We start from the raw sequence: 21,937 nt of genomic DNA, 5'->3' as shown, positions 1-21,937 counted from the left end.
ATGATCCGGTTATCGACAACGCGATTAGCGGCCAAATCAACATTAGATGAGATCCTCAGTGAAGAAGATGATCTCTGTTTATTGAATGTTCACCCTCTGAAGCACAAGGCGAGTCCTGTCGATTTGGCTGGCAATCAGTTTGCTGAAATTGCCGCGTTTTACGATCGGCATGGCCGTATGCCAACTGAAAACAGCGCCGCTTCTCTTGATGAAAAACGCCTGGCAAGACGATTGCGCATCATTAAAGAAAATCCCAACATATGTGCTTCGTTGCAAACGCTGGATTGCCGGGGGCTTCTGGCTTCAAATCATATTGAAAATGGTAGAACCCCACTAGCCGCTGAACCAACACCATTATCCTATGCCAACAAATCAGAACTGGTGACTTCTTTAGAGGATATTTTTGCCGACGATGAGGACGGTTTATTAAATTTTGCAGAACCTGATATCTTCAGCTTACAGTATGTTTCTGCTGATAAAAAAGAGCAGCCAGATGACATTGCTCAGCGCCAGCCGTGTCAAGACTTCCAGCGTTTCGAACCCTTGTTTTATAGCCTGCATAAGGGATTAAAAAATGGGGTTTTTAGTCTTGAGCGTTTTACACATAAATTGAAAATTGTTGAAGGCGATTTTTTTATTCTTAATGGGTTACTGGGATATGTCCATAGTGCTGGTGAACGTCTGGGTCAGTACCGTACTTACAACGCCCGATTGCGACTGATATTTGAGAATGGCACCGAAATGAACATGCTCTATCAATCCTTAACTCACGGTTTGGTGAGGGATAAAGAGGGGCGCAAGGTGCAACTCAATGGCAAGACGTTGCAACCATCAGATACTGCGGTGCCGACCGGCTTGGTTTATGTGCTCGCGACCACAAGTACAGACCCAGCGCTTATTCCTTATAAACAAAGTCTTTACAAAATTGGTTTTACTGAAACAACTGTGGAGCAGCGCATTGAGCATGCCGAGAAAGACCGTACTTTCCTTGAAGCACCTGTCAGGATTGTGGCTACCAGCCAGTGTTTTAACCTCAATGCCCAAAAATTAGAGGCATTGGTACATGGTTTCCTCGCTGCCCGTCGGCTCAACATTACGCTCAAGAGCCATAATGGTCAGATCTATACTCCAAGAGAGTGGTTTAATGTCCCATTGGCTACAGTTCAGGCCGTTATCCAGCACATTGTGGACGGAACTATTTCGCAGTACCGACTGGATAATACGACTGGGAAAATTGTTGCGAAACACCCTGGGTTATAAGGCTATGGCCTGTAAGTATACCAATAAGCTGAGGCATTCACTTTTAGAGCTCTTCCGACATACTGATTGTACTCAGCTTAAGAGACGCTATGCATAAGACTTGATGCAAGCACAATGAACCCCCTCTCAAATCCCCCAAAACATAAGATTAATAGCATCCTTGATCTCATCTGCGTAGCCGCCAAGATCCGCGATAACTTCACCAATGACCTCAACAGGAACGCTCGATAGCTCAGTGGTCATCAGCCGATAATCTTCCCCATCGATGCGAATCAGCGGGAACAGCGTTTTATTCACTTTCTCAGACAGGTGGTGCGATTCGATAAGCGGGATAGCCATACGCCGCTTGGGAGTCTCGACAATATCACTTTGCACATCGACAAACATTTTGTAATGACTGGCTCGTTTGTATTCATAAACAATGAATTGCATGATCACCAGTTCCTGTTTTCATCCGCAAAGGAGCCATGCTGTGCGATGAGTCGGGCGACTTCCTCCATCCCTTCGCGGTTTTCCTTTCTCCACACTTCAGCTTTGATGCGGCGGGCTTCTTTGCCAATGGCATCATTCACCAGCCCGGAAATATTGACTCCGGCAGCACTCAGAACCTGATAATTGTCCTTGTCCACGGTAACGCTGACACGGTGTTTCATGATAGTGATCCTCTTTTATGCATACTGTGAGTATATACTTCGCATGGTTGTTCAGCAATTAGCCAAGATTCAAATCCAACCCCCTCAACTCCTCAACCGTATAAACCCGAAAAACATTGCGGTGCTTCGCTTCCAGCGGGATGTGCTGATGATTCACGATGGCGTGTTTGACACTATTTAATAGCAGTTCGATAGCCCGTTTTTTCTGTGGATCTGGCACGATATAGAAGACGTACATCCAACGTTTTTGAGTACGAGTTATCAAATGCTGTGTGATAATTGCCTGATAACGGGCCTTGGTTTTCAGATGGCGCTCAGTCTCAACGGCGATGACGGTTCCGTCTGGTAACGTTATCACCCCGGCCGGGCGATGATATACCTTGTAGCGACTGCGGAATGTTGAATCAGCGCCGCTGATCCACCCATAAGCGCCTTTCTTTTCAAGAAGGAGCCGTGCTAGCTGACGATCAAGGCGCTGCATCAGTGTCCAGCCAGTGACTTTCGAGGGCTCAAACCGTGCAGGAAAACCATCCTCATGGGGTGTGGCAACAACGGATAATCCGTCATTGGTGATCCCCCACAGAGAGGTTTTCACCATTTTGATGTTTATTTCATGCTTTTGGATCAATCCCATGTCGATGGCTTTTGCCAGCAACAGATAAAGCGGCTTGTGATTTTTATAATCAAAAAGCAGCATCAACGTTTTAAAGTCGCTGTAGGTTTCTTCTCTCAAAAAGGTGAGCAGAAGTCGCATTTTTTCGTGACTACGCGCCCGGCGTTCACGGTAATCAGAAATCAGCATGGTTCCTCCTTCGCATTTTACTGGGGTGTTTGCTCTTTCGGTTTTATCGCCTCATTGCATGGGGGAATACCTTCGCCCACTGGCATGAGTCGACGTCATGAGGCGAATGCGGTGGCCGCTTCGCAGCCCTGTGCCGGAAAATACATTTCCCGGCACAGAACGGCGTGCGCCAGTTCATGCGGGCTGGACGCCCTTATTGCCTGTCGCATGGGGGTAATGTCGCGGCTGGACGCCACGCCAAAACCCCCAACGTCAACGGCGGCACACCGTCGCGCGCTACGCGCGACTACCCCCTTTGAGACGCCGTTTTTCGCCCACTTTTTCTTTTGCCCGTTCCGGTCAGCGAAAAAATGGGAAAACGCCTTCAAAGTGGGTAGTCGCGCCACGCTACCGGCTTGTGGCCGGAGACTTAGCGGCGACGGTGTGCGGGGCTGACGCCCCCCAAATAAACCGACGCGTGGGCGCGTCTTTTTGCTCGCTGGGGCGGCAAAATTTATTCGGCTCCCCCGGCCAGCTCGGTTTCCCTTGGGGGAAACGCTCGCGGGTGGGTTCGGGCGACGCAAATGAGCCCTTTCTGCGAAATGGCATTTACTCGCCTCACGCCACGGTTGAATGCCCGCGAGGCGCAGGTATTCAACCGCCTAACCCCGTCGCGTCCTGCGTCGTGGCTTAATGGCATGTTGAGTGCTGCGAAAATAAAACGTGTTGGCATGTCTACCCCGCTGGAATCAGCCAGTAGGGAAGGCTATCGGGAAAGGAGGAGGCTGCCTGCAAACAACTCAATATCGGATGGGGAGAGTTATTGTTATTGAGTCACGAAAGCAAAAAAGCCCTGACCGTGAGTCATCCACGGCAGAGCTTTAATCGGGCAGGTTATATTCAGATGGTTATCTGACGGTGAGTGAGTGTGCTCGTTTGTGCATATCGGAAAGGGCAGGGATGAGTAAACTAATTGCAGTTAACCCATGCCCCAACTGGCACAAGCTTTCTGGCGTCGATTCGCACACGTCATTATCGGCAAAGGTAATTAGCGCATCGCCAATGAAATTCAGGCAATGGCAAAGCCCGGCCTGTGTTTCGGCGCAATATTCTGTGACCTGCGAGAGTTCGTCATTATCCATGTGTGAAAAGTCCAGACGAGCCAGCGCGGCACTCATGGCAGAGTAACGGTTCTCATAATCCGGCAGTGATTGATAAGACGCGCCCGTGTTACTATCGGTGTCAGCCATAGCATTAGTCCTCATAATGTTGTGGTCAGAAGCCCGGTTAGTGTTGGCGCACTGCCGGGTTTCGTTTTTCACCATGAATTTACTCTTGGTGTTCATACACCTTAGCGCTAGGTGCACATACACGTCAACGTGTTTAAAAATATTTTTCCTTGTATAGTGTGCGTTCAGCGAGAAAGGAAAACGGCATGCCTACAGGTTCTAAAAACAAGCGTTCGACCACAAAGGGAATTCGCTTCCCGCATGAGCTTATCGAAGAAATAAACGCCAGCGTTGCGCAGGAGAAAACGGAAGATCCCGATGCTAATTTTTCAGCCTGGGTTCTGGATGCTTGCAACCAAAAATTGGCAGCGCCAAAACGCGATAAGCCAGTGAAATCCTAACGTGTAAGAGACGTTTGGCAGAATGCTCGAATGGTTTTACGACAACTCTCCTGACGGGTTTTCTATCACATAGAAAGCCCGTGTCAGGAGCCAACAAGCGCAGCGCGTTAGCCAGCCGAATGACTCCGCGCATAAATATACGGCGCGACATAGCCCTCACGGTTGACGTCCAGATAATCCGACCACCACTGCATCATTTCGATTCTGGCTTCCAGATGCTCCGCTTTATGCACGTAAGCCGCCCGCACGCCGTTGCGCTCTTTGTGGCTCATCTGCCGCTCAATGGCATCCTTTGACCAGCGTCCAGACTCGTTCAGGGCGCTACAGGCCATCGTTCTGAAACCATGCCCACAGATTTCGGTTTTGGTGTCGTAGCCGATCACGCGCAGCGCCTTGTTGACGGTGTTCTCACTCATCGGCTTGTTCAGGGTATGTGCGCCGGGAAAAACGAAGACCGATTCGCCGGAAAGCGCCTGAATCTGTTTCAGCAGGGCGACCGCCTGCCGTGACAGCGGCACCAAATGTTCATCCTTCATCTTGGCGCCACGCTCTGAGAACCGCACGCCGTTTACCGCTTCGCGCTGGGCGGGCACGCTCCAGATATGCGCCTTCAGGTTAAATTCATCCCAGCGGGCAAAACGCAGTTCACTGGAGCGCAGAAACACGTGCAGATTCAGTTCCAGCGCCAGACGGGTGAGCATCCGGCCTTTGTAGTTTTCCATTTTCTCCAGCAGTTCAGGGAGGCGTTTCAGCGGCAGGGCGGGGTGATGTTGGGTCACGACCGGGGTCACGACACCGTCCAAATCGTAAGCCGGATTGTATTTGATGACGCCCTGCTGGACGGCGTGACGCATGATTTTGGTCAGATGCTGGCGTACCCGTCCGGCGACGTCATGCACGCCTTTATCGTCAATCGCCTTAACCAACTGCGCTAAATGACGGGTTTCAACCTGCGCGATATCCATCGCGCCAATCGTGGGGAAAACATAGCGTTTCAGGCAGGTGAGAATTTTATCGGCATGGGCTTCCGACCAGAGTTTCAGGCTGCTGGTGTGCCACGCCTGAGCGACATACTGGAATGTTCGGGATTCCTCAACGGCGGGGTTGTTCGCCTTGCGAAGCTGAGAAGGGCTGATGCCGGACGCCAGCAGCTTACGCGCCACATCGCGCTTTTCACGGGCTTCCGCCAGCGTAGTTTGCGGGTAGGGGCCAAAAGCCAGACGGCTTTCTTTACCGCCGAGGCGATAGCGGAAATACCATAGCTTAGCGCCGCTGGCGGATACCGTGAGGTACAGGCCGTGCGAGTCAGTGAGCTTATAAGATTTTGCGAGAGGTTTCGCGGATCGGACTTTGCTGTCAGTTAACATATGAGGGTCACTCCCGTTCATCGAACTGAATGACCCGCAATCTGACCCACAAATTCCCCGATACGAAGGGATAAATCAAAACGCATCGGAAAAGATTTTCACGCCAACTTATTGAATCGCAACAATATAGGGATTGATAAGGAAGCATAAAAAAGGAAAGGTGGTGCCCGGACTCGGAATCGAACCAAGGACACGGGGATTTTCAATCCCCTGCTCTACCGACTGAGCTATCCGGGCAACGGGGCGCATTAAACCGTATTGGCTGCACGGCGTCAACGAGTTTCTGTCAAAGACAGTGTGGTTGCTCTATTTTCAGACAACACATTTTACTTTTCTAGCTATTAATGCAGAACCGTGATTTTTGTTGCGGGTTGAGCCGCCAAGCCGTTTCGTATTCTTGAATTCGACGAAAAATAATGCCACTATTGCGCGGTTTTTAACTTACCGTTCACCTGTGGTTACGAGGGTTGCTGATATGTCGGATTCAATGTTCGTGGCGCAGTCATTTCGCGCCGGTGCCTTGATGATGTCGCCACGTTCCCGCCGTTTATTGTCCACATTCCGTTCGTTCCGATTATCCCCAGCCACCATGCGGTGAGGCGTCGTTACGCCCACTGTTAGGCATGATTAAAAATAGAGCGTCGTCTCTGATTTTACTGATGTCTATCGGATGGTGCTGATCCCAACTCTTCCAGCCCTGACCCGCGATACTGCGCGGAGTCATACGCCTGTCGTTTTTGGTCGGCATCGTGGTGGTTTTCGGGATGATTATCCCTGCGCTGTGTCTTTCAGGCACGTACACTCATTCTTAACCGTTTGGGTTTGGTTACATGAAACAGTTAAAAATTGCGGCTAATACGGCGGTTGCCTCCCGTCTTCTCACCCTGCGTCCGGTTGTGGCGCTCAGTCAGACCGATTTTACCGACATCGCAGCAGTGGTGGTATCGGTGGAGGAAGCCCGCAGCGGTCTCTTGTCGGTGATGCATCATTCTGGTTTCGGCATCCCGGCGTTTGTCATACGCGAACCCTGGCACCACAGCGAGGAAACGTTGCCGCCGGGCAGCGAGTGGCTGAGTCTGGATGCCGCCGGCGAGCACGCTATCCAGTTGGAGAAAGCCGCGGCGGACTATCAGGCGCGTCTGTTACCGCCATTTTTCGATACGCTTGCCAAGTATGTCGGCATGCGTAATACCACCTTTGCGTGTCCCGGGCATCAGGGGGGCGAGTTCTTCCGCAAGCATCCGGCAGGGCGTCAATTTTTCGAGTTTTACGGCGAGAATCTGTTTCGTTCCGATATCTGTAACGCGGACGTCAAACTGGGCGATTTGCTGATTCATGAAGGTGCAGCCAAAAAAGCGCAGAAGTTTGCCGCTCGGGTATTTAACGCGGATAAAACCTACTTTGTGTTGAATGGAACCTCGGCCGCCAACAAAGTCGTGACCAATGCGCTGCTGACCCGCGGCGATCTGGTGCTGTTTGACCGCAATAACCACAAATCCAACCATCACGGCGCGTTGATTCAGGCTGGCGCGACACCGATTTATCTGGAAACCGCTCGTAATCCGTTTGGTTTTATCGGCGGTGTCGACGCACATTGTTTCAACGAAGATTACCTGCGTTCTCTGGTGCGTGACGTGGCCCCGGAGCGTGCGCTGGAAGCGCGCCCGTTCCGTCTGGCGGTCATTCAACTAGGCACTTACGACGGCACCATCTATAACGCACGCCAGGTCGTGGATAGTATTGGTCATCTGTGTGATTACATCCTGTTTGATTCCGCCTGGGTAGGGTATGAACAGTTTATTCCGATGATGGAGCAATGTTCGCCGCTGCTGTTGGAGTTGAATGAAAATGACCCCGGTATTTTCGTGACTCAATCGGTGCATAAGCAGCAGGCAGGATTTTCTCAGACGTCGCAAATTCACAAAAAAGACAACCATATCCGTGGGCAGAAGCGTTTTTGTCCTCACAAGCGCCTCAATAATGCGTTCATGCTGCATGCATCCACCAGTCCGTTTTATCCGCTGTTCGCTGCGTTGGATGTCAACGCTAAAATGCACGAAGGCGTCAGTGGCCGTCGGTTGTGGATGGAGTGTGTCAGGCTGGGGATTGAAACCCGTAAGCAACTGCTGGAGCACTGTTCTCTGATCCGGCCGTTTGTCCCCGCTATGGTGGGCGGCTTGCGTTGGCAGGATCATGAGACGGAAGCGATGGCGCATGATGTGCGTTTCTTCAATTTTGAACCGGGCGAGAATTGGCATGCGTTTGAAGGGTATGCGCGGGAACAGTATTTTATCGACCCGTGCAAGCTGTTGCTGACGACGCCGGGGATCCATGCCGAAACCGGCGAATATACCGAGTTCGGTGTACCTGCCACTATTCTTGCCAACTACCTGCGGGAGCACGGCATCATCCCGGAAAAATGCGATCTCAATTCCATTCTGTTCTTGCTGACCCCGGCGGAAGATCGCATGAAGATGGAGCGTCTGGTCGCTGCGCTGGTGCAGTTTGAACACTTGATCGCAAGGGACGCGCCGCTGAGCGAGGTGCTGCCAAGTCTGTATCGCAAGTACGAACAGCGTTATGCCGGTTATACCCTGCGTCGTTTGTGTCAGGAAATGCACGACTTTTACGCGAGCCATGATGTGAAACGCTTGCAGAAAGAAATGTTCCGCAAAGCGTCGTTCCCGCAGATGGTGGCTTTGCCACAGGATGCACATAGCGCCTTCATTCGCGGCGATGTAGAACTGGTGCCGCTGCACGAAGCTGAAGGGCGCATCGCAGCGGAAGGCGCGCTGCCATATCCGCCGGGCGTGCTTTGCGTGGTTCCGGGTGAAGTGTGGAGCGGTGCGGCGTTGCAATATTTTCTGGCGCTGGAAGCGGGTGTCAATCTGATGCCGGGCTTCGCACCGGAATTGCAAGGGGTGTACTGCGTGGCGCAGGAGGACGGTGAAAAACGTCTTTGTGCTTACGTTATTGCCGGGTAACGCTGGCGGAGGATGTCTCCGCCCCGTGTTAACCGCAGCAAGCGCTGCGGTTGCTTCGAAAGCGGGCGGCCAGTGGTCGCCCTTGCCGGTTAGCCGACGGCGTTTTCGTGTTCCGCCCGAAGCCGATTGGCTTCCTCTTTTTGTTTGCGCAGCCCGAACCAGCCCAGAATCAATAAGATCGCCAGCACGGGAACGGTGGCGATGGTCCAGGTACCGTTGGGGTAGTCCAGGGCCATCAGTACCAGTACGCCCGCCAGAAACGCCAGCGACAACCAGGATGTAAAGGGCGCGCCCGGCATGCGAAACGCCACCGGCTTCGCCTTACCCGCCTTGATGGCCTGACGCAGTTTCATCTGACAGATAACAATGAACGCCCAGGAGCAGATAATGCCGATGGACGCCACATTCAGCACGATCTCAAACACTTGAGACGGCACGATATAGTTCAGAAACACACCGATCACATGGATGCAGACAGTAACCAAAATTCCGGCGTAGGGAACGGATTGCGCGTTCATGTTGCCCATAAACCTGGGGGCGGAGCCGCCCAATGCCAGCGAACGCAGGATGCGTCCGGTGGAGTAGAGCCCGGAATTGAGGCTGGAAAGCGCGGCCGATAACACGACGATATTCATGATGGTGCCGATGTAAGGCACGCCCAGATTACCGAAAAAGGTCACGAACGGGCTTTGTCCGGCCTGATAGGCGTTCCAGGGCAGCAGGCATACCAGCAAAATAACGGACCCTACATAGAACAGGCCGATCCGCCAGATCACGCTATTGACCGCGCGCGGCAGCGTTTTTTCCGGATCTTTGCATTCGCCGGCGGCGGTACCGATCAGCTCTATACCGGCGAAGGCGAAAATTACCCCCTGAACCAGCACCAGCGCGGGCAGTAAACCGTGCGGAAATATGCCGCCATTATCGGAGATCAGGTGGATGCCTGTCGGGTTGCCGTCCAACGGATGGCCGGTGCCAAGATAGAGGGTACCGATGATGAGAAACAGGGAAATGGCTGCCACCTTGATGAGCGCAAACCAGAATTCCATTTCGGCAAACCACTTCACGCCAATCATGTTCATGGTGGTGACAAGGGTCAATGCACTCAGAGCCAGCACCCATTGCGGGATATCGGCAAAGGTGCCCCAGTAGTGCATATACAGGGCGACGGCGGTGATATCTACAATGCCGGTCATGGCCCAGTTGAGGAAGTACATCCAACCTGCGACGTAAGACGCTTTTTCGCCGAGAAATTCCCGTGCGTAGGAGACGAAGCTGCCGCTGGACGGCCGGTGCAGAATCAGCTCGCCCAACGCGCGCAGGATGAAGAACGAAAAAATGCCGCATACCAGATAAACCAGCGCCAGCGCAGGGCCGGCCATTTGCAATCTGGCGCCAGCCCCAAGGAAAAGACCTGTGCCGATGGAGCCGCCGATGGCGATCATCTGTACCTGACGGTTGCCCATGCTTTTGTGATAACCCGCTTCGTGTGAATCGAGCCAGCGGCGTTTGGCATGCTGTTCTGAGTCTGTGTTGTGTTGGTTCATTACCTGTGAGGTTCCCTTGTCTGTCATTCAGGAGAATGAAGTGGATTTTTTTCTCATGGATGGGTGCCCGCCGGGCGCGGTGTGTGGTGGTAGTACGAACCATCCGGCACCGGATTCCTGGTTTGGCCGGGCTGAAAAGCGCAGAGATGCTACCTTTTCCTTTTTCGGGAGGCAAAAATTCTCTGCGCTTTCGCAGGTATTGTTGTGTTTTTATATTTTGTATTTTTGGTTTTTTATGATGTTAAATTCTATGGTTTTGGGATTTTTAAGGAATGTCATCTCGATATGTTTTTTGATATAGAATTTGCTTATGACTGTAACCAATCGTTTGCATCACGTCCTACGGGTTATTTTCAGCGTCTTCGCGCGCTTGACGCACAATCGCTTTCGCCATCCAGCAGGTAATGTCCTGTACTTCCTGATTGTCCAATCCCCAAATATCCTTGAAGACCAAAAAGACTTCGGAGCCGTAAATCAGCGATAAGGCGTGTATGACGCGCTGACGAATGGCATCGGGCACTTGCCCCTCCAGCGGTTGCGTGGCGATGTGCAGCAGGCGTTTACGGTTGCCGCGCACCAATTTTTCCTTGGCTTCCCGGTTGGCTTGTCTGTCGGCCCATTGTTGCAGAGAAAGATGCAGAGCGGCGCGCAGCGCGCCTTCGTGCTGAAACATACGTGGATAAGCGAAATTCAGCAGTTCGAGTATGCGTTCCAGCGCATCGGGATGGCTCGGATTCCAGTCGAGAATCGGGCCCAGACTTTCAGCGACGACGGCGGAGACCAAATCGCTTTGGGTTGGAAAATAACGATAGGCGGTAGCACGGGAAAGTTGTGCCTGCGCGGCAATATCAGTGATGGAAGGGAATACACCCTGGTCAAACAGGGTCATAGCCGTGTCGATCAGCAAGCGCCGGGTTCGTGCACGGGTGGAGGAGAGACCGTTATCCTGTTCAGTCACGTATAACCTCATTCGTTGTATTTTTAAATGGTTAGCTGCGGCTTATCGCATCAGATTGCGCCAAATATAGCAAAGCCGTGAACGTGATCGCCATGTCAATGTAATGATAGCCGTATGAGATAGCAATATTTAAATGAGATTCAGGTCTCATTTGAATAATTAATGAATTGATGTTTTGAAACCACAGTCTCATTATAGTTCATGTTTTATACGGTAATGATAAAATCAATATAAATTAATATCTTATGTTGTTGTTGATTTAATCATGTCAGGCGGGAGAGGATGTAATGGAACATGTTTCTGGCCGTGTCTATCTCGCGGCAACAATGGATACTAAAGAAAAAGAACTGATTTATGTGAGGGATTTAATCGCCGATACGGGGTTAGAAACCGTGACGGTAGATCTTTCCACTCATGCGCTGACAGAGCGGACAGGCGCCGATATCAGCGCCGGAGAGGTCGCCGCCTGTCATCCTCAAGGTGCTGCGGCCGTATTTTGCGGCGATCGCGGCCGCGCTATCAATGCCATGGCGCTGGCGTTCGAGCGTTTCCTATTATCCCGCAACGATGTGGCTGGTTTACTGGGGCTTGGCGGTTCCGGCGGTACAGCGCTGATAACCCCGGCTATGCAGGCGCTACCGATCGGCGTGCCGAAACTCATGGTTTCCACCATGGCGTCAGGCGATGTATCCGGCTATATCGGCGCCAGCGATATCAGCATGATGTATTCAGTAACGGATGTTTCTGGTTTGAATCGCATTTCCCGGCAGGTGCTGGCCAATGCCGCCCACCAGATCGCCGGTGCGGTAAAATGGCGTACTGCGCCGGGCGATGTTCAGGATAAGCCCGCGATTGGCCTGACAATGTTCGGCGTCACCACCCCCTGTATCCAGGACGTTTCCCGCCAGTTGGAGGGGGATTTTGATTGCCTGGTGTTCCATGCCACCGGCAGCGGCGGCAGAGCGATGGAAAAACTGGTGGACAGCGGTCTGTTATCCGGCGTGCTTGACCTGACTACCACTGAGGTCTGCGATCTGCTGTTTGACGGCGTGCTGGCCTGCCTGCCTGAACGTTTCGATGCTATCGCCCGCACACGAGTGCCTTACGTTGCATCCTGCGGCGCGCTGGATATGGTGAATTTCGGCCATCCGTCGACGATCCCGGAAAAATATGCCCATCGGTTGTTCTATAACCACAATGCGCAAGTCACGCTGATGCGCACCACGGCGGAAGAGAATGCCGCAATGGCCCGGTGGATTGGCGATAAACTCAACCGCTGCGAAGGTGAAGTGCGGTTCTTGATCCCGGAGGGCGGGGTCTCCGCTCTGGACGCGCCAGGGCAGGCGTTCTGGGATCCTGATGCCCGCCAGGCGTTCATCCAGACGTTGGAAGATACCGTTGAACAGACGGCGCAACGTCAGATCATCCGCTTGCCGTATCACATTAATGACCCGCAATTTGCCAGTGCGGCGGTGGCTATGTTCAGAAGTCTGTTGAAATAAGGAGAAACGCATGTCCGTTCAACATCGCCAACAGTTGTTGGCCAGATTCAGGGAGAAAATTGCTCGTCACGAACCCATTATCGGCGGTGGTGCCGGTACCGGGTTGTCCGCCAAGTGCGAAGAGGCCGGCGGTATCGATCTGATCGTGATTTACAATTCCGGTCGCTACCGGATGGCGGGGCGCGGATCGCTGGCGGGGTTGCTGGCTTACGGTAATGCCAATGAAATTGTCGTGGATATGGCAAGCGAAGTTCTGCCGGTGGTGAAACATACGCCGGTGCTGGCCGGGGTGAACGGCACGGATCCGTTCTGTCAGTTCGATAAGTTTCTCGATGATTTGAAAGCCCTTGGTTTTGCCGGGGTGCAGAACTTCCCGACGGTAGGGCTGATTGACGGCAACTTCCGCGCCAATCTGGAAGAAACCGGTATGGGGTATGCGCTGGAGGTGGACATGATCCGGCTGGCGCATCAGAAAGATATGCTGACCACGCCGTATGTCTTCAGCGCCGAAGATGCCATCGCCATGACGGAAGCCGGCGCGGATATCATCGTGCCGCATATGGGGTTGACCACCGGCGGCAACATCGGCGCGGAAACATCGCGCAAGCTGCCGGATTGCGTGGGATTGATTAATGACTGGGCTCGGGCGGCCAAATCGGTGCGTGAAGATGTGATCGTGCTGTGTCACGGCGGGCCTATTGCCACACCAGAGGATGCGAGTTTCATTTTGGAACGCTGCCCGTTATGCGACGGGTTTTACGGCGCCAGCTCTATGGAGCGGTTGCCGACGGAAATTGCGCTGACGGAAACGACCCGCCAGTTCAAAAACATCCGGCGATAAAGACCGGAGTAGTGCACACACGTCACAACGCTGACGCCAGGGAAAAAACAGCCAGCAAACGCGCTGGCTGTTTTTTTATCGTCAATGGAAAGGCGATGGGGTCAGGCCTTACCGGTTGTAAACACGGTAGTTCTTCTGCGCGTTATTGACCTTGTAAAGATAATTACGCGATTCGGAAGACGGGTGGCGGGTGGTCAGCGTCTGATAAACGTCGCCCGGCGACATGCGGTTGATGATACTTACCGCGTTTTCTTTGTCGCTGGAAAAGACGCGCAGCACGCTGCCGGCGCCGCCGTTGTAGGCGGTGATCATGGCATAACGTTGTGACGTCGGGTTCTGGATCCCAGCCAGATAGACATTTTTCAGCATGGCCAGATACGCGGTGCCGGTATCAATATTGTTTTCCGGATCGAACAGGTAGTTACGGCTTGGTTGCCCCCATTTACCCTTCATCTTGAACACGTCGCGGCCGGCGCTGTGTTGCACCACCTGCATCAAGCCGAGCGCATCGGAACGGCTGACAGCGTAAGGGTTGAAACTGGATTCGGTCTGCATGATGGCCAGAATCAAGGGGATATCGATGCCGTAACGTTCGGATGCCTTACGTACTATCGGCAGGAATTTGTGCGCACGTTTGTCCAGATGGTTCGGCACTAGCTGAATGGTCACGGACCAGATCACCTTCATACCGGACGTGCGCTGTTGCAGTCGGGTTTGCAGCAAATAGTCGGCATAGCTGCCCGCCCGACCTTCCCAGCGGATCGGCTGCCCGGTGTTGTCAAGCACCTGCCCGTACAGCAACGGTTCGCGGCTGATCTGGATGTCGTTGGCGTCGGAGTACAGATCGGTGTTGCTGGCGTCGTCGCCCATCAACAATGTGGTGATGATGGCTTGGCGCAGGCTAGCCTGATAATTGGTGGCTGAAATGGTTTCCACCGTGATGGTACCGGCATCAAAATTGACATGACTACGGGTCAGGTATTGATCGGAGTATTTGACGTAGTCCTTGGGCCCGGCGATCAGGACTTCGTTCAGCCCCCAGATATTCTCGATGTTATTGGCGAATTGCCCCATCAGAATATCGAAGGCGTTGGTATCTTTGACAAATTCCTCGTTGTATTCATTTCCTTTCTTACCGGAACAGGAAATCAGCAACGGGGCAACGAGCAGCAAAACGAACAGTTTCTTCATCGTATAAAGCCATACGGGAAAGGAGGCATCCGGGCCTTGCCGGCCCGTGGTCACTCATGGTTGCGGAGGCGTATACCCATCAATGTGCACATCCTTGCCTTCGAACAGAAAGTTGATCATCTCCTGTTCCAGCAGTTTGCGGTGCTCCACATGCATCATGTTGAGTTTTTTCTCGTTGATCAGCATGGTTTGCTTGGTCTGCCATTGCGACCAGGCTTCTTTCGAGATGTCGCTGTAGATGCGTTTGCCCAGTTCACCGGGATAAAGCTGGAAGTCCAGACCCTCGGCTTCGCGTTGTAAAAAAGTACAGAAAATGGTTCTGCTCATGCGTGTTCCTCATCTTGTGCGCAGTCATCGGCAAACAGGGACTGTGGCTGGGCCAACTGGCGTAGCAACCGCTCCACCGGGGCGGCAAGCCCTACGGACGGCGGGTGCGCTAAGTTATACCAGAGACCGGTGCCTTCATCCATGCAGCAACCGCTGTCGGCGATATTCAGCCACATCGGCACGATATCCAGGTGAAAGTGGCTGAATGTATGACGAAAGGCAATGCCTTGGCGCAGTCCGGATACGTTGAGCCGGCGTTGTTCAAGCCATTGCTCTAATTCTTCTTTAACGCTGAACTGAGGGAAACAGAACAGGCCGCCCCAGAGACCCACTGCCGGCCGCTGCTCCAGCCAGACGGTCTGGCCCTGCTGGGCCAACAGGAACCAGGCGGTTTTCTCCGGCAGGATCTGTTTGGGCTTTTTACCGGGATAGTGGGCCCAGCTTTGATTTCCGTAAGCGAGACAGCCGTTGCTGAGCGGGCAGAGCTCGCATTTAGGGCGGCTGCGGGTACAGACCATCGCGCCGAGATCCATCATGGCCTGATTGAATTTTTCCACCCCTTGCGCCGGGGTGACGGATTCGCTTAGCGACCATAACCGCTGCTCCACCTCTTTTTTGCCCGGCCAGCCCGCGACGGCATAGCAGCGTGCCAGCACCCGTTTTACGTTACCGTCGAGAATCGGGTAGTGCTGTTCCAATGCCAGCGACAGCACGGCGCCCGCAGTGGATCGGCCCACGCCGGGCAGTGCGGCGATCTCTTCAAAGTGAGTCGGAAACTCGCCGTCATGGCGCTCGACGATGATACCGGCCGCCTTGTGCAGATTGCGTGCACGCGCGTAGTAACCCAGGCCGGTCCACAGGTGCAAGACTTCATCCAGGGGGGCTGCGGCGAGGTCGGAAACCGTTGGGAAACGCGCCATGAAGCGCAGGAAATAAGGGATGACGGTAGCTACCTGCGTCTGCTGTAGCATGACTTCGGACAACCAGACCTTATAGGGGGTTTTTTCGATCTGCCAAGGCAGGGTTTTGCGGCCGCAGCGTTCGTACCACTCCAGCACCTGTTGCGCGAACTGTTGCGCTTGCATCATAGGGGGTGTCATCATCCGGCAGGTAACAAATGTGACAGCGATTCCAGCACAGAGTTAATGTACTGTAAACCGGAACTTTCCGCTGCCGTCTACTTGATAAACACCCATATCCTTGCATAATGCGCGTTTTCCCACTCCTATCGGACTTATATAGAGCACTATGATCAACAACGTCATTTCTCCGGAATTTGATGAACAAGGACGCCCGTTGCGCAAGGTTCGCAGTTTCGTGCGTCGCCAGGGGCGTCTGACTAAAGGTCAGCAACTGGCGCTGGATAACTACTGGCCGGTGATGGGCGTGGAGTATCAGAAGGCGGCGCTGAATTTTGGCGATCTGTTTGGCCGTGAAGCGCCGGTAGTGCTGGAGATTGGATTCGGTATGGGAGCATCGCTGGCGGCGATGGCGCAACAGCACCCGGAGCAGAATTTTCTGGGTATTGAAGTGCATCTGCCCGGCGTCGGCGCCTGCCTCGCATCAGCGCAGGAAGCCGGGCTCGCTAATCTGCGGGTAATGTGCCATGACGCCGTGGAAGTGTTGGAGGATATGATCCCCGACGGCTCGCTTGCGATGGTGCAATTGTTCTTTCCGGATCCCTGGCACAAAGCCCGACATAACAAACGCCGTATCGTTCAGGTTCCCTTTGTCGAGGTGGTGTTGCGCAAACTGGCGGTCGGCGGCGTGTTCCATATGGCGACGGATTGGGAACCTTACGCGCAACATATGCTCGAAGTGATGAATGCTGTCGAAGGTTATCGCAATCTATCGACTAACAATGATTATGTGCCGCGACCGACGTCCCGGCCGTTAACCAAATTTGAGGCCCGCGGTCAGCGACTGGGGCATGGTGTCTGGGATCTGATGTTTGAGAGGAAACAATAATGGCTAAGAATCGGAGTCGTCGTTTACGTAAGAAACTGCATATTGATGAGTTTCAGGAACTGGGTTTTTCGGTCAATTTTCGTTTTGCCGAGGGTACGCTGGTTGAAGATATTGATCGCGTGCTGGATTTACTGGTGACGGAGGTGATCGAACCCAACGGACTGGCGTTTGAAGGCAGCGGCTACTTGCAGTGGGAAGGTCTGGTGTGTCAGCAGAAGCTCGGTAACTGCACCGACGAGCACCGGAGCTTGGTACGCGGCTGGCTGGAAGATCGCCAACTGCAGGATGTGACGGTGAGTGAACTGTTTGATATCTGGTGGGATCTGCCAGCCAGCCTGTGCTGATACCTGCTGGGGCGATGCGCCGAAGCCGATTATCGGCCGGTGCGGTTTTATCAGGAGGGACTATGTTGCGTAGAATGACCCTGGGAGCATTGATGTTGCTGGCCTGGCAGGCACAGGCGGAGTACCAGTGTAATGTTCAGCCGCAGGATGACATCATCATCACATCGCAGAGCGTGAAAGTGGCCGGCGTGAGCGGCGATCTGCAACTTTCCCCGCAGGGCGACGTCGTTCGTAACGGTACGCCGCTTAAGCTCAGTGATGTTCAACGCCAGCAGGCCAGAGCTTATCAGGCCGATCTGCGCCAGCAACTGCCATGGATTGATGAAGGCGCGCGCGCGCATTTGGAAAAAGCACGTCAGGCGTTGGATCAGGTTATCGTGCAGCAGCTGGGCAGTGGCAGTAATGTCCGCAGTCGTTTGACATCGCTGGATAGTCAACTCAAGCAGCAGATGAACCGCATCATCGAGCACCGCAGCGACGGTCTGGTGTTCCATCATCGCGCCATTAAACAGGTGGAACAGGACGGGCGGCAGATTGTGCAGCAGAGTCTGGGCGGCGTGTTGCAGGATAGCCTCAATGAAATGGGATCCAGGCAGTTGAGCAGTGGCGGTAATCCGTTGCAGGCGTTGATGGGAAATATGGGGGGGTTACAGGGCGCTCTCAAATCTGAATGGAATAATCAGGAAGCGGATTTTCAACGTTTCGGCCATGAGGTGTGCAACCGCGTTACTTCGCTGGAAAATCAGCGCAAAACGTTGCTCCAGTCGATTAAGGCATCGCCAACCAGTAGTTAATGTAAGAACGGAAACATGTTTCTGATAGTCGGCGCCCTGATGAGTGATCATCAGGGCGTTGTTTTTTATGAATTTCTACTATTTGACCACCGATTTATCTTCATTCATTTTTGGCGATATTCTGGCGTTCTATCTTGGGCGGTTGCGACGTAAACGTACTCCCGTGCGAGCTCTCCTACCGAGGTGGACAACGTGGATGACAAGTGTATGTGCGGTGTACTGGATTAGGGCGGTGTTGCACCATATCGACATACTGAATGGGATACTCTGTGTGTGGAGATCCCCGCTGCATCAGGTTTGCCGCGGGGATTTTTTGCCTGGCTCTTAAGGTGCTGGGATGGTGAAACGGCGGTGAATATCTTCGATCCCGGTGATGACATCATCGCTCAGTGTTAAATGCAGACTGTCCAGGTTGGTTTGCAATTGTGCGATCGACGTAGCGCCTAGCAGCGTACTGGCAACAAACGGTTGACGACGGATAAACGCAAGCGCCATCTGGGCCGGATCCAATCCGTGTTGCCGGGCCAGCGCGACATACTCGGCAATCGCCTGTTGGGTATGCGGCGCCGAGTAGCGCACAAAACGGCTGAACAGTGTGTTGCGCGCACCGGCCGGTTTGGCGCCATTGAGGTATTTCCCGGTCAGTGTGCCGAATGCCAGGCCGGAATAGGCCAACAGTTCGACGCCCTCGTGCTGGCTGATCTCCGCCAGACCGACTTCAAAGCCGCGATTGAGCAAGCTGTAAGGATTCTGGATGGAAACGATGCGCGGTAAGTCGTGTTTCTCCGCCAATTGCAGATAGCGCATCACGCCCCATGGCGTTTCATTGGAAACACCGATATAGCGGATTTTCCCGGCGCGAACCTGTTCATTCAATGCTTCCAGTGTTTCCAGCAGCGTAACTGCGGGTTTTTCGCTGGTGTACTGGTAGCTCAATTTCCCGAAACAGTTGGTCTGGCGTTGTGGCCAGTGCAATTGATAGAGGTCGACATAGTCGGTATTCAACCGTTTCAGGCTATCTTCCAGTGCGGCACGAATGTTTTTGCGATCAAGGGCTTGCTGGGGGCGGATACTGTTATCGGAACCGCGCGAAGGGCCGGAGACTTTGGTGGCGATGATCAGTTTCTCGCGCCCGCCACGGCTCTTCAGCCAGGAGCCGATATAGCTTTCGGTCAGCCCCTGAGTTTCCGCACGGGGCGCAACGGGATACATCTCTGCGGTATCAATCAGGTTGACCCCAGCGGCAACGGCGTGATCCAACTGGGCGTGGGCTTCTGCTTCACTATTTTGTTCACCAAAGGTCATGGTGCCCAGACCCAATACGCTGACTTCTAAACTGCTGTGTGGAATACGGTGATATTGCATGCCAGCTTCCTTTTTATCATGGGATGGCTGGTGCGGTCGCTCGCGCACCTCTTTTCCGACTATAACCAAGCGATTGCAAGGGGGGAAGCGTATTTATACGGTGGGGGGACTGCCATTATGACGTCGTCATTTAACGTTCCATCACCTGAGAGACGCTGTTGGTGTTGATCTGATGCCTGACACCCTCTTCATCAGTATAACTGAGCATTCCTGTCGCGGGATCGATCACGGGTTTCCCTTGGGTCAATAGCATCTGCCCCTCTTTGGTGGCGATGACGTAATGGCTGGAACAGCCTGTAAGCAGGGTTGCCAATATAAAGGCGGAGTAGAGTCTGAATCGGGAAGTCATGGGCGTTCTACCTATCGTACACGCAAAAAAATTGACAAACGCGAGCCAGTCTAGCAGAGCCTTTGCGAGTAGGAATTAAGATTTAAGCCAAAATCCGGTAGAACAGGTAAAAAATGTCGGGAAACGGTTAAAAGCCGTTCCCCGATAGCCATTACACTGTTTCTTTTGATTTTTTCCCACGCAGCAGATTGAGTGTTTCCACCGACATGGAGAAGAACATGGCAAAGTAGATGTAGCCTTTCGGTACGTGGATGCCGACGCTTTCCAGAATCAGGGTAAAGCCCACCAGGATCAGAAAAGACAAGGCCAGCATTTTTACCGACGGGTGGCGCTCGACGAATTCGCCGATCGGGCGGGCGGAAAACATCATGACACCCACAGCGATGACCACTGCCGCCATCATGATAAACAGATGATCGGACAGGCCAACGGCGGTGATGACGGAATCCAGGCTGAAGATAATATCCAGCAGCATGATTTGCAGGATAGCGCCGAAGAATGAATGCACCTGGGAGGTATGTTCTTCGGTACCGCCTTCTATGGTTTCGTGGATTTCACGGCTGGCTTTCCAAATCAGGAATAGGCCACCGAAAAACAGAATCATATCCCGCAGTGAAATATCCTGCCCAAAGAGTGTGAATAACGGATTGGTTAACCTGATCACCCAGGCAATCGACGCCAGCAGCGCCAGACGCATCAGCATGGCGCCCAACAGCCCAAGACGTCGCGCTTTGTTTTGTTGCGCTTTAGGGAGTTTGGCGACAACCAGTGACAGAAAGATGATGTTGTCGATGCCGAGAACGATTTCCAGAATGGTAAGAGTCCCTAGCGCCAACCAGGCGTTGGGATCAACGATCCAAGCGAACATGCTATCCATGTACCTTAAACGAAGAGTAAACGCCGATTATACATAACCGGGGATACGGGTAAAAAACCGATGTTGGGCATTAAAGCAGAAAGTGGCGGGCTAGTAACGGCGCGGTAAAGGTTTTTTTCAGGTAAAAACCGCGTGGCAGCGTCATGATCGGTTGGCCGTGCTCGCCGATGGCTTCAGTCAGTATGCGGCTGTTGGCGGCCTTGGGGCGCAATTGCAATACCTCTCCGTGTCTCGCGGTAATGCTTTCCACTTTCCCTAATACGATCAGATCCATCAGTTCTTCCCAATCCTGACGGAGTTGCTCTTCTTCTTTCTGACTGGGGCTCCAGAGAAGCGGCGTACCGACATGGCGTTGCGACAGCGGAATTGAACGGGCGCCTTCTACCGGGATCCATAACACTCGCGCGAGTTTGTGGCGGACATGGCTGTTCTCCCAGGTTACGCCGCTGTTGCCGGTTAGCGGCGCTACGCACACGAACGTGGTTTCCAGCGGTTTTCCTTCGCTGTCCACGGGGATGGTTTTCAACTCCACGCCGATATCGGGGAAATCCTGTTCCGGTTTACTGCCGGCGCTGGCGCCGAGAAAACGCTCCAGCAAGATCCCCGTCCACCCCTTATCTCTGCGCAGATCCGGCGGGATCGGTAATTGTGCGATGCGCGCCAGTTCCCCCAGCGTGTAGCCTGCCAGCGCTTGCGCGCGTTGCGCCAACGCCTGCTCGCTGTGCGGTGAGTCATTGTGGATCATTGGAATATTCATGTATGCCGGGCCATGATGTGATTAAAAAAGGAACAGTATCGGGCGGGGATAACCCTGATCCTATTAATTCTCGATGAAAAAAATAATAATAGCATGATTATGCTGGTTTTTTTCTTCTCTTGTTGCGAGAGAAAGATTTTTGCCCGGCATGTTGTTCATGATAAGACACCGGGAATGAACAGGATTTTACACCATGTTATCCACAGTTTTTTGGGATAACCGGGATAATTTGAGAGCACTGTTTCCATTTACAGCCTTGACGTCACGCTTTTTTGCTGGTTTCGTTGATTTTTTGGCTCGTTTGCGCAACTGACTTGTGGATAAAGTTGAGGTAGAGCGATCTTTCGCCACTCTGAGAAAGATCCTGTTCAAGGCTGTTGTGTATAGAGGCGTGATATGGGGAAAAGTAGTTTAATTGTTTGAAAAAATATAACTATTTTCT

22 protein-coding genes and 1 tRNA gene are annotated in these 21,937 nt (G+C 53.1%); 8 read left to right on the top strand and 15 right to left on the bottom strand.

Features of this window, described 5'->3' with window-relative positions:
- Positions 1 to 1,260, top strand: a complete 1,260-nt coding sequence (locus DPA2511_RS15620; RefSeq protein ID WP_015854716.1) for a GIY-YIG nuclease family protein — start codon at positions 1 to 3, stop codon at positions 1,258 to 1,260.
- Between the two features lie 126 nt (positions 1,261 to 1,386).
- On the opposite strand, the gene ccdB is transcribed toward DPA2511_RS15620, so the two are convergent.
- The 4 genes from ccdB to DPA2511_RS15600 form a co-directional block, all read right to left on the bottom strand.
- Positions 1,387 to 1,692 (bottom strand): type II toxin-antitoxin system toxin CcdB, encoded by a 306-nt coding sequence (gene ccdB, locus DPA2511_RS15615; protein ID WP_015854715.1) that lies wholly within the window; start codon positions 1,690 to 1,692, stop codon positions 1,387 to 1,389.
- 2 nt (positions 1,693 to 1,694) lie between these two features.
- On the bottom strand, positions 1,695 to 1,913 hold the full coding sequence (gene ccdA, locus DPA2511_RS15610) for a type II toxin-antitoxin system antitoxin CcdA (RefSeq protein WP_015854714.1): 219 nt from the start codon (positions 1,911 to 1,913) through the stop codon (positions 1,695 to 1,697).
- A 58-nt stretch (positions 1,914 to 1,971) separates the two neighbouring features.
- Positions 1,972 to 2,715 carry a MobC family replication-relaxation protein gene (mobC, locus tag DPA2511_RS15605; protein WP_015854713.1) on the bottom strand — a complete coding sequence of 248 codons (744 nt, stop codon included), beginning with the start codon at positions 2,713 to 2,715 and terminating at the stop codon, positions 1,972 to 1,974.
- A gap of 887 nt (positions 2,716 to 3,602) precedes the next feature.
- Positions 3,603 to 3,944, bottom strand: a complete 342-nt coding sequence (locus DPA2511_RS15600; protein ID WP_015854711.1) for a hypothetical protein — start codon at positions 3,942 to 3,944, stop codon at positions 3,603 to 3,605.
- Between the two features lie 185 nt (positions 3,945 to 4,129).
- Here DPA2511_RS15600 and DPA2511_RS15595 point away from each other — a divergent pair, with 185 nt between their 5' ends.
- A complete protein-coding gene (locus DPA2511_RS15595) occupies positions 4,130 to 4,324 on the top strand; it encodes a YlcI/YnfO family protein (protein WP_015854710.1) in 195 nt (64 codons plus the stop codon).
- A gap of 107 nt (positions 4,325 to 4,431) precedes the next feature.
- Here the strand turns inward: DPA2511_RS15595 and DPA2511_RS15590 are convergent, their stop codons facing one another.
- Together DPA2511_RS15590 and DPA2511_RS15585 are read right to left on the bottom strand one after the other, a co-directional pair.
- On the bottom strand, positions 4,432 to 5,691 hold the full coding sequence (locus DPA2511_RS15590; protein ID WP_015854709.1) for a tyrosine-type recombinase/integrase: 1,260 nt from the start codon (positions 5,689 to 5,691) through the stop codon (positions 4,432 to 4,434).
- Positions 5,692 to 5,852: 161 nt separating this feature from the next.
- A tRNA-Phe gene (locus DPA2511_RS15585) sits at positions 5,853 to 5,928 on the bottom strand.
- 593 nt (positions 5,929 to 6,521) lie between these two features.
- On the opposite strand from DPA2511_RS15585, the gene DPA2511_RS15580 reads away from it, so the two are divergent.
- Positions 6,522 to 8,675, top strand: a complete 2,154-nt coding sequence (locus DPA2511_RS15580) for an ornithine decarboxylase (RefSeq protein ID WP_015854708.1) — start codon at positions 6,522 to 6,524, stop codon at positions 8,673 to 8,675.
- A gap of 89 nt (positions 8,676 to 8,764) precedes the next feature.
- Here DPA2511_RS15580 and ansP read toward each other — a convergent pair whose 3' ends face one another.
- Positions 8,765 to 10,222, bottom strand: coding sequence for an L-asparagine permease (gene ansP / locus DPA2511_RS15575; RefSeq protein WP_015854707.1), 1,458 nt, complete (start codon positions 10,220 to 10,222; stop codon positions 8,765 to 8,767).
- Positions 10,223 to 10,562: 340 nt separating this feature from the next.
- Positions 10,563 to 11,192, bottom strand: coding sequence for a TetR/AcrR family transcriptional regulator (locus DPA2511_RS15570; RefSeq protein ID WP_194250202.1), 630 nt, complete (start codon positions 11,190 to 11,192; stop codon positions 10,563 to 10,565).
- A 275-nt stretch (positions 11,193 to 11,467) separates the two neighbouring features.
- Here DPA2511_RS15570 and DPA2511_RS15560 point away from each other — a divergent pair, with 275 nt between their 5' ends.
- On the top strand, positions 11,468 to 12,682 hold the full coding sequence (locus DPA2511_RS15560) for a Tm-1-like ATP-binding domain-containing protein (RefSeq protein ID WP_015854705.1): 1,215 nt from the start codon (positions 11,468 to 11,470) through the stop codon (positions 12,680 to 12,682).
- A 10-nt stretch (positions 12,683 to 12,692) separates the two neighbouring features.
- A complete protein-coding gene (locus DPA2511_RS15555; RefSeq protein ID WP_015854704.1) occupies positions 12,693 to 13,523 on the top strand; it encodes a phosphoenolpyruvate hydrolase family protein in 831 nt (276 codons plus the stop codon).
- 108 nt (positions 13,524 to 13,631) lie between these two features.
- On the opposite strand, the gene mltC is transcribed toward DPA2511_RS15555, so the two are convergent.
- Genes mltC through mutY form a run of 3 tightly spaced genes read right to left on the bottom strand, consistent with a single transcriptional unit; the run spans position 13,632 to position 16,129 of the window.
- A complete protein-coding gene (gene mltC / locus DPA2511_RS15550; RefSeq protein ID WP_015854703.1) occupies positions 13,632 to 14,714 on the bottom strand; it encodes a membrane-bound lytic murein transglycosylase MltC in 1,083 nt (360 codons plus the stop codon).
- Positions 14,715 to 14,768: 54 nt separating this feature from the next.
- Positions 14,769 to 15,041, bottom strand: coding sequence for an oxidative damage protection protein (locus tag DPA2511_RS15545; protein ID WP_015854702.1), 273 nt, complete (start codon positions 15,039 to 15,041; stop codon positions 14,769 to 14,771).
- Positions 15,038 to 16,129: an A/G-specific adenine glycosylase gene (gene mutY, locus DPA2511_RS15540; protein WP_015854701.1), complete on the bottom strand. Its 1,092-nt coding sequence runs from the start codon at positions 16,127 to 16,129 to the stop codon at positions 15,038 to 15,040. The genes DPA2511_RS15545 and mutY overlap by 4 nt, the downstream gene beginning before the upstream one ends.
- Positions 16,130 to 16,289: 160 nt before the next feature.
- Between mutY and trmB the strand changes: the two genes are divergently transcribed.
- From trmB to DPA2511_RS15525, 3 genes are all read left to right on the top strand, one after another.
- Complete coding sequence (gene trmB / locus DPA2511_RS15535; protein WP_015854700.1) at positions 16,290 to 17,009, top strand: tRNA (guanosine(46)-N7)-methyltransferase TrmB; 720 nt, start codon at positions 16,290 to 16,292, stop codon at positions 17,007 to 17,009.
- Positions 17,009 to 17,353 carry a YggL family protein gene (locus tag DPA2511_RS15530; RefSeq protein WP_015854699.1) on the top strand — a complete coding sequence of 115 codons (345 nt, stop codon included), beginning with the start codon at positions 17,009 to 17,011 and terminating at the stop codon, positions 17,351 to 17,353. The genes trmB and DPA2511_RS15530 overlap by 1 nt, the downstream gene beginning before the upstream one ends.
- Before the next feature lie 62 nt (positions 17,354 to 17,415).
- The gene (locus tag DPA2511_RS15525) at positions 17,416 to 18,147 is read left to right on the top strand and encodes a YggN family protein (protein ID WP_015854698.1); all 732 of its coding nucleotides are present in this window, start codon (positions 17,416 to 17,418) and stop codon (positions 18,145 to 18,147) included.
- A 324-nt stretch (positions 18,148 to 18,471) separates the two neighbouring features.
- Here DPA2511_RS15525 and DPA2511_RS15520 read toward each other — a convergent pair whose 3' ends face one another.
- The 4 genes from DPA2511_RS15520 to mutH all read right to left on the bottom strand — a co-directional run bounded on the left by DPA2511_RS15520 (position 18,472) and on the right by mutH (position 21,495).
- Positions 18,472 to 19,512, bottom strand: a complete 1,041-nt coding sequence (locus DPA2511_RS15520) for an NADP(H)-dependent aldo-keto reductase (RefSeq protein WP_015854697.1) — start codon at positions 19,510 to 19,512, stop codon at positions 18,472 to 18,474.
- 130 nt (positions 19,513 to 19,642) lie between these two features.
- Complete coding sequence (locus DPA2511_RS15515) at positions 19,643 to 19,861, bottom strand: YgdI/YgdR family lipoprotein (protein ID WP_015854696.1); 219 nt, start codon at positions 19,859 to 19,861, stop codon at positions 19,643 to 19,645.
- Between the two features lie 151 nt (positions 19,862 to 20,012).
- Entirely contained in the window at positions 20,013 to 20,729 is a 717-nt protein-coding gene (locus DPA2511_RS15510; protein ID WP_015854695.1) for a TerC family protein, read from the bottom strand.
- Between the two features lie 79 nt (positions 20,730 to 20,808).
- A complete protein-coding gene (gene mutH / locus DPA2511_RS15505; protein ID WP_015854694.1) occupies positions 20,809 to 21,495 on the bottom strand; it encodes a DNA mismatch repair endonuclease MutH in 687 nt (228 codons plus the stop codon).
- Positions 21,496 to 21,937: the final 442 nt, after the last annotated feature.

The organism is Musicola paradisiaca NCPPB 2511 (assembly GCF_000400505.1).
In the GTDB taxonomy this organism is placed as follows: Bacteria; Pseudomonadota; Gammaproteobacteria; order Enterobacterales; family Enterobacteriaceae; genus Musicola; species Musicola paradisiaca.
This window is presented reverse-complemented; position numbering and strand designations above follow the sequence as displayed.

What these genes read in the sequence shown, in the direction of transcription:
- DPA2511_RS15570 (WP_194250202.1), bottom strand. Translation starts at nt 11,192, where the DNA reads ATGAGGTTATACGTGACTGAACAGGATAACGGTCTCTCCTCCACCCGT.
- DPA2511_RS15580 (WP_015854708.1), top strand. Translation starts at nt 6,522, where the DNA reads ATGAAACAGTTAAAAATTGCGGCTAATACGGCGGTTGCCTCCCGTCTT.
- trmB (WP_015854700.1), top strand. Translation starts at nt 16,290, where the DNA reads ATGATCAACAACGTCATTTCTCCGGAATTTGATGAACAAGGACGCCCG.
- DPA2511_RS15545 (WP_015854702.1), bottom strand. Translation starts at nt 15,041, where the DNA reads ATGAGCAGAACCATTTTCTGTACTTTTTTACAACGCGAAGCCGAGGGT.
- DPA2511_RS15600 (WP_015854711.1), bottom strand. Translation starts at nt 3,944, where the DNA reads ATGGCTGACACCGATAGTAACACGGGCGCGTCTTATCAATCACTGCCG.
- ansP (WP_015854707.1), bottom strand. Translation starts at nt 10,222, where the DNA reads ATGAACCAACACAACACAGACTCAGAACAGCATGCCAAACGCCGCTGG.
- DPA2511_RS15515 (WP_015854696.1), bottom strand. Translation starts at nt 19,861, where the DNA reads ATGACTTCCCGATTCAGACTCTACTCCGCCTTTATATTGGCAACCCTG.
- DPA2511_RS15530 (WP_015854699.1), top strand. Translation starts at nt 17,009, where the DNA reads ATGGCTAAGAATCGGAGTCGTCGTTTACGTAAGAAACTGCATATTGAT.
- mutH (WP_015854694.1), bottom strand. Translation starts at nt 21,495, where the DNA reads ATGAATATTCCAATGATCCACAATGACTCACCGCACAGCGAGCAGGCG.
- DPA2511_RS15555 (WP_015854704.1), top strand. Translation starts at nt 12,693, where the DNA reads ATGTCCGTTCAACATCGCCAACAGTTGTTGGCCAGATTCAGGGAGAAA.
- ccdA (WP_015854714.1), bottom strand. Translation starts at nt 1,913, where the DNA reads ATGAAACACCGTGTCAGCGTTACCGTGGACAAGGACAATTATCAGGTT.
- DPA2511_RS15560 (WP_015854705.1), top strand. Translation starts at nt 11,468, where the DNA reads ATGGAACATGTTTCTGGCCGTGTCTATCTCGCGGCAACAATGGATACT.
- mltC (WP_015854703.1), bottom strand. Translation starts at nt 14,714, where the DNA reads ATGAAGAAACTGTTCGTTTTGCTGCTCGTTGCCCCGTTGCTGATTTCC.
- DPA2511_RS15520 (WP_015854697.1), bottom strand. Translation starts at nt 19,512, where the DNA reads ATGCAATATCACCGTATTCCACACAGCAGTTTAGAAGTCAGCGTATTG.
- mobC (WP_015854713.1), bottom strand. Translation starts at nt 2,715, where the DNA reads ATGCTGATTTCTGATTACCGTGAACGCCGGGCGCGTAGTCACGAAAAA.
- DPA2511_RS15620 (WP_015854716.1), top strand. Translation starts at nt 1, where the DNA reads ATGATCCGGTTATCGACAACGCGATTAGCGGCCAAATCAACATTAGAT.
- DPA2511_RS15595 (WP_015854710.1), top strand. Translation starts at nt 4,130, where the DNA reads ATGCCTACAGGTTCTAAAAACAAGCGTTCGACCACAAAGGGAATTCGC.
- DPA2511_RS15525 (WP_015854698.1), top strand. Translation starts at nt 17,416, where the DNA reads ATGTTGCGTAGAATGACCCTGGGAGCATTGATGTTGCTGGCCTGGCAG.
- ccdB (WP_015854715.1), bottom strand. Translation starts at nt 1,692, where the DNA reads ATGCAATTCATTGTTTATGAATACAAACGAGCCAGTCATTACAAAATG.
- DPA2511_RS15590 (WP_015854709.1), bottom strand. Translation starts at nt 5,691, where the DNA reads ATGTTAACTGACAGCAAAGTCCGATCCGCGAAACCTCTCGCAAAATCT.
- DPA2511_RS15510 (WP_015854695.1), bottom strand. Translation starts at nt 20,729, where the DNA reads ATGTTCGCTTGGATCGTTGATCCCAACGCCTGGTTGGCGCTAGGGACT.
- mutY (WP_015854701.1), bottom strand. Translation starts at nt 16,129, where the DNA reads ATGATGCAAGCGCAACAGTTCGCGCAACAGGTGCTGGAGTGGTACGAA.